This window comes from Candidatus Chordibacter forsetii (assembly GCF_964187505.1).
GTDB classification, from domain to species: domain Bacteria; phylum Verrucomicrobiota; class Verrucomicrobiia; order Opitutales; family Seribacteraceae; genus Chordibacter; species Chordibacter forsetii.
The window spans coordinates 1-6160 of sequence record NZ_CAXLML010000118.1; the positions used below are offsets into that span (position 1 = coordinate 1).

Sequence of the window (6160 nt, forward strand, 5' to 3'; positions counted from 1 at the left end):
CCCCCCAATTGACGATGATTCCAAGGAAGCTATCAATAACGCCTCTCCTCTGTAAGAATTACTCGGGCATTTTAAGTCCCCAACAGCCTTTCTTTACTGACAGGTAATAATATTCGACTATTTTTTATACACAATGAATAAAAATATGACAGATTTTGGTTTAATAGGTTTAGCAGTTATGGGGCAAAACTTAGCCCTTAATATTGCCGATCATGGCTTTAAAACTTCAGTATTTAACCGTACCTTTTCGAAAACCAAGAAGTTTTTAGATAAGAATAGTTATTCCGAAAATCTCTTCGGCTTTGAAAACCTTCTAGACTTTGTTAGTTCAATACAAAGACCCCGAAGAATCGTCATTATGGTTCAAGCCGGTAATGCCACAGACTCAGTGATAGATTCTCTGATTCCTCTTTTAGACGAACAAGATATCATCATCGATGGTGGCAACGCTAAATGGACGGATACCATTCGCCGGGAAGCTGAGCTCAAAAATCAGAAATTATGCTTCGTTGGATCTGGCGTGAGTGGAGGCGAAGAAGGTGCCCGCTTTGGACCGTCTCTGATGGCAGGGGGCTCAACTTATGCATGGGATAAAATAAAAGATGTCTGGTTAGCTATATCAGCAAAGGTGAGTGCTACAAGTGGCAAGCCTTTGGAGGGTGCCTCTGAAGGCAACCCCATTGAGGGAGGGGTTTCCTGTGCAGCATACATCGGGGAAAACGGTGCTGGTCACTATGTCAAAATGGTCCATAACGGTATCGAGTATGGTGATATGCAAATGATATGTGAGGCGTATCATTTAATGACTGATTTGCTAGGTATGACAGCAAAGGAGGTGGGGGATACTTTTTCCATTTGGAACGAGGGTGAATTGGATTCCTTTTTAATGGAAATCTCTGCTGATGCTCTGCAGCAAAAAGATCCAAGAACGGGTGGTTATCTGGTTGATTATGTTTTGGATGCAGCAGGGCAAAAAGGCACCGGTAAATGGACCTCCGTAAATGCCTTGGATATGGGAACTCCTGCACCTACCGTTGCCGAAGCCGTATTTGCCCGCTGCATGAGTGCGATCAAGGAAGAAAGAGGGTTTGCCAGTAAATCCTTAACCGGGCCAAACGAACAAGATGAACTACAATCCTTAGATCGATCCAGCTTTCTTGAAGCTATCCGAGGAGCTCTTTATTGTTCCAAAATATGCTCCTACGCACAAGGCTTCCAACTTATGCAAGCAGCCGCCAAAGAATACGATTGGTCCTTAAATTTTGGTGAGATTGCCGAAATTTGGAGGGGTGGTTGCATCATCAGGGCGGCTTTTCTACAGAAGATTACCGAGGCATACCAAAAGAATTCTTCCTTAGCAAATTTACTTCTCGACGATTACTTTATTGATTGCATCAATCGTGATCAATCCCACTGGAGAAAGGTGATTGCTACTGGGGCTCTAAGAGGTGTGCCAACCCCCACCTTTTCATCCGCCCTCGCTTATTACGACTCTTATCGAAGTGCCCGGCTTCCTCAAAACCTGCTTCAAGCCCAAAGAGATTATTTTGGAGCCCATACTTATGAGAGAACGGACGAACCTCGGGGGAATTTTTTCCACTTGGACTGGCTACATCCGGAAAGACCAGAATCGCAGGCATGAATCGGTTTGTAACAAAATAGCTCTTACTTCAAACTGAGATATATTTCCTTTACCCGCTGGTAATCAGACTCACGATCAGCAGATTCCAAGATAAAATCGAATTCATGCTCTCTTTGCATTTCCGCCTGGGCGTTGGCTAGTCGAATTTGCATTTGTTCATCGCTTTCACTTGCCCGTTCATTCATTCGCGATTTCAATTCACCAATGCATTGGGGGCGAATAAAAACCGTCTTTAAGCAACCATCAAGAGCCTTAGTTTCATTACAGAATCTGCGCAAACTTGCCGATCCATTTACATCGATATTTAACAAGATATCGACACCCTGTATTTGAGCTTCTAATAGGCTATGTTTTAAGATTCCGTATTTATTACCGTGAATGATTTCATGTTCCAAAAAGTGATCTTCCAAGAGTTTACGGTCAAATTCCGACTGAGTCAGAAAGAAATAATCTTCTCCGTCTTGTTCTCCTTTACGAGGTAATCGTGTGGTAGCCGTAACCAAGCGGTTGAGTGAAACGCCAAAATCCTTCATCAACCGCTCGCAAATGGTGGTTTTTCCTACCGCTGCAGGACCAGAAATTGCCAAAATTAAGCTCATACTTTGGCAAGGGAAAATTCAGTAAATAAAAGATAAGGCCGAAGTCAATAATCCGGAAGTTAAGAATACGGAACCAAGAACTTCCATTCTACCTGGTTTCCGATTCAACCATTCAATCAAATCTCGCATCCTGTATGGCCAAGCTCCAAAATACAAGGCAACAACAATGAAAAAATAAACAATTGAAACTAGAACTAACCGACTTTGAGCTTCTTGTAAAAATGCTGCATCCAAGACCTCTCGAGAAAAAAGAAGCACCAGCATAGCCCAACCGCGGACTGCTAGAAAGTCTGCTGCATAAACAAAAGACAGTAAGGCCACACCGATGGCAACCCCTCCAATCAGCAGCTTGTAATTGCCAAAGTCAGCTTCGCTTAGAAACAGCACATGTCTCCATAAAAACCATGTCGTCGCAATTCCTATAAACCAAATACTAAAAGCCTTGGATCGAGGAAATCGAAGAAACGCCGATCGGAAATTTGATTTTGGACGTGTGAGCATTCCTCCAACCAGTGTAAGTAAAATGCCAGTAATAAGACTTGCCTGGAAAAGATTCATTGTATGAGTTTTGTCAGTTAGTTAAAGTGCCGAAAAGACTGTAAGGGGTTGCCCGGGTGACTTCAATCATACGAATTTCACCAATCATAGATGGATCTCCCTCGAAATTTACTTTCCGAAAACATCTAGTTCTTCCCATTAACTGTCCCCCACCCTTGCGGGCTTCCCCCTCGACTAGAACTTCAACCGCTTGCTCGAGCATTCGCCTGTTGGAGCTAAGAGACTGTTTTTCCAGAAGGTCAAGAAGCTCGTGATTTCTTCTTTCAAGCTCATCTACTTCGACTTTTCCATCCATTTCGACGGATGGCGTACCCGAACGGTCGCTGTATTTGAAAATAAAACCCATTTCAAATCCGGCCTGAACAAAGGCTTTCTTAGTTAGCTCAAAATCTTCAAGCGTTTCTCCAGGAAAACCCACAATAACATCAGTACTCAATCTCATTCCTGGAACTTTTTCACGAAGGCTTTCAACAATGTGAAGAAATTTCTCAATTTTATAAGGTCGGTTCATCGATTCTAGAATACGATTCGACCCACTTTGCATAGGCAAATGAGCGTGCTGCCCCAATTTAGGCAATCGACCGAACGCATCGATCAAGTCGTTCCCGAAAGCGATTGGATGCGGAGAAGTAAAACGAATACGATGAATCTTTGGTAGCTCATGAATTTTTTCCAAAAGTTGTACAAATGGCGACTTACCATCAACTCGCTCAAACTGACCTCGACCGTAGGCATTTACAATTTGCCCAAGCAGAGTGACTTCTTTAACCCCGACAAGGGTTAATTCCTCAATTTCTTGCAGAATCTCAGAAATCGATCGGTATCTCTCAATCCCTCGAGTTTTAGGAACTATGCAAAATGAACAATTCATGTTACAGCCCTGCATGATCGATACAAAAGCAGTTGGACTATCCCCCTTATGTAAATGATGCTTAATTTCGTTTTGAGAACCGATTTCTTCACCGAGTTCTACTACCGGCCCCGAGGAGCTTTTTCTCTCAAGCAGCTCAGGCACACGATGGAATTTTTGGGTACCAACGACCAAGCCCAAACCAGGCAACTCGTCAAGCAAGGTCATACCACGATTTTGAGCCATACATCCTATAACCCCAACCACTGGCTTTTTTTTAGTTGAGGATCGATTCAGAAGGCGTGAAGCCTTACCTATTGCTTTTTGCTCTGCCTTTTCACGAACACTGCAAGTATTTAAAAGAATGACATCAGCCTTTTCCTCCTCGTCCGTTATTTCATGGCCATATTCGAGCAATTTGCAGGCAACAGCCTCCGAGTCGCGCTCGTTCATTTGACACCCATAAGTTTTAATAAAGACCCTGCTCATTAGGAAGAATACTAAACTACAGAGCGGAAAAAACCGGTCAATCGCGAACCCACTTAATTACATCGTACAAAGACTCAATAACAGGGTCTTTAAATTGCCTCAACCTTTCGGCATCGACATGCCCACGACTGTAAAGCACTGCTTTGCATCCCGCTAAATTGGCAATTTCTTGATCATGACAAGTATCTCCAATCAAAAGTACATCTTTCGGGTCAAGTTTAAGCTTTGAAATGTGAGCTGCCACTCGATCTCCCTTTCCTTTTGCTTCTATGTTACTAGCTCCATCAATGCACTGTACCCACTGCTTTACATTAAAAAAGCAAGCAAATGACTCGACATCCTTTTGCTCGCCCGCAGAAAGAATGCTTTGTGAAATAGAGAGTTTATTCAACACCTCAAGAGTTTCTAGTGCTCGGGAATGCAACATACAATCACTGAACCGATTGCGATATTCCTTGATATAGACATTGGCCAATTTTTCGTACTCAGTACCAGAACTTGGGAGTTCTATGGATTCATAAAATTTGTTAACTGGGAAAAAAAACTTTCTTCGGTATAGATCAACTGATATCGTTGGTTTCATGTAAGCCACAAGAACCTGGTTTAGGATATCAACGCACAAATTGACATCATCTACCAATGTTCCGTTCCAGTCCCAAATCACATGTTTTATCATTATTCTAGATTAGGATGATCAAAAAACCACCTGCAATTAAATTCTATCCCTAGGTAAATCAAATTTGCTACAGTTAATTCTTTCCTTGGTCGTAGTTTAAAAGTAACCATGAGAGGCTCATTCCAGAAAACATAGATATTGGGGAAGAATTATTTAAAGAAAACCAAAGCTCACCGAAATGAAAACGTTAGTCTCTCTATTAATATTCATAACCAGCTCAGTAAACATGCTTGGTAAGAGTAGTTAATTAGATGTTACTTAAAGATTAAGAACATTCTCGCCAAGAACCATGTTCAGAGTTCTACTTTAATGCTGTTCGTTAATGACACAGTTTCATTATTGCAACTTATCTAAATTTCTTGCCATCAATGGCACACTTCTCAAATTATTCAAATCCCTTTAAAAATTATCATGGCTAAAGCATCTGAAAAATCTTCCAATAAATCAACGTCGGACCTCGATCTTGCACTTCAAGGTATTAACAAAAAATTTGGAGAAGGTGCATTGATGAAACTCGGAGATGCTACCAAAATGAATGTCTCTGTGATTTCAACCGGTTCTCTAGCTGTTGATTTGGCTCTTGGAGTTGGGGGATTGCCCCGAGGCAGAATTTTAGAGATTTACGGTCCCGAATCTTCTGGAAAAACTACATTCTGCCTTAGTGTCATTGCTGAAGCTCAAAGAAAAGGTGGGAATGCCGTATTTGTGGATGTAGAACACGCACTTGACCCCAAATACGCAAAAGTTGTTGGGGTAGACTTAGACAACCTCATGGTATCACAACCAGAAAGTGGAGAAGACGCACTAAATATTACTGAAACATTAATACGCTCTGGTGCAATAGATGTGATCGTGTTGGACTCTGTTGCTGCACTAGTTTCAAGGCAGGAACTTGATGGCCAAATGGGAGATACTACGGTTGGCTTACAGGCCCGTATGATGAGCCAAGCGATGAGAAGGTTAACCGCAGCAATTTCAAAATCAAATTGTGTTTGCATCTTTACCAACCAAATTAGGGAAAAGATTGGTGTCATGTTTGGAAGCCCAGAGACTACACCAGGTGGAAGAGCTTTAAAATTTTTCTGTTCGGTAAGAATGGACATACGAAGAATTGGACAGATTAAAGAAGCCAATGGAACAGTTACTGGATCAAGAACCAGACTAAAAGTGGTTAAAAACAAAGTAGCACCTCCATTTACCGCCTGCGAATTTGATATCATGTACAACGAGGGAATATCCAAAACGGGATCAGTAATCGATCTAGGAATAGAGCATAACATTTTAACAAAAAAAGGTGCATGGATTTCGTTTGAAGGAAACTTAGTTGGACAAGGAAGAGAAGCAGC

Annotated in this window: 6 protein-coding genes; 2 read left to right on the plus strand and 4 right to left on the minus strand. The window is 41.9% G+C overall.

Translation table 11 applies throughout. From position 1 onward, the window contains the following. The first annotated feature begins 133 nt into the window (after positions 1–133). Positions 134–1642, plus strand: a complete 1509-nt coding sequence (gene gndA / locus ACKPQ4_RS05430) for an NADP-dependent phosphogluconate dehydrogenase (protein ID WP_407680187.1) — start codon at positions 134–136, stop codon at positions 1640–1642. Between the two features lie 23 nt (positions 1643–1665). Here gndA and ACKPQ4_RS05435 read toward each other — a convergent pair whose 3' ends face one another. Genes ACKPQ4_RS05435 through ACKPQ4_RS05450 form a run of 4 tightly spaced genes read right to left on the minus strand, consistent with a single transcriptional unit; the run spans position 1666 to position 4814 of the window. Then, positions 1666–2241 carry a guanylate kinase gene (locus ACKPQ4_RS05435; RefSeq protein ID WP_407680188.1) on the minus strand — a complete coding sequence of 192 codons (576 nt, stop codon included), beginning with the start codon at positions 2239–2241 and terminating at the stop codon, positions 1666–1668. Positions 2242–2259: 18 nt separating this feature from the next. Next, positions 2260–2799, minus strand: a complete 540-nt coding sequence (locus ACKPQ4_RS05440) for a hypothetical protein (RefSeq protein ID WP_407680189.1) — start codon at positions 2797–2799, stop codon at positions 2260–2262. Between the two features lie 13 nt (positions 2800–2812). Beyond that, on the minus strand, positions 2813–4138 hold the full coding sequence (gene miaB, locus ACKPQ4_RS05445) for a tRNA (N6-isopentenyl adenosine(37)-C2)-methylthiotransferase MiaB (RefSeq protein ID WP_407680190.1): 1326 nt from the start codon (positions 4136–4138) through the stop codon (positions 2813–2815). A 37-nt stretch (positions 4139–4175) separates the two neighbouring features. Then, on the minus strand, positions 4176–4814 hold the full coding sequence (locus ACKPQ4_RS05450; protein ID WP_407680191.1) for an HAD family hydrolase: 639 nt from the start codon (positions 4812–4814) through the stop codon (positions 4176–4178). Positions 4815–5225: 411 nt separating this feature from the next. On the opposite strand from ACKPQ4_RS05450, the gene recA reads away from it, so the two are divergent. Further along, on the plus strand, positions 5226–6160 hold a 935-nt coding region (recA, locus tag ACKPQ4_RS05455), incomplete at its 3' end, for a recombinase RecA (RefSeq protein ID WP_407680192.1).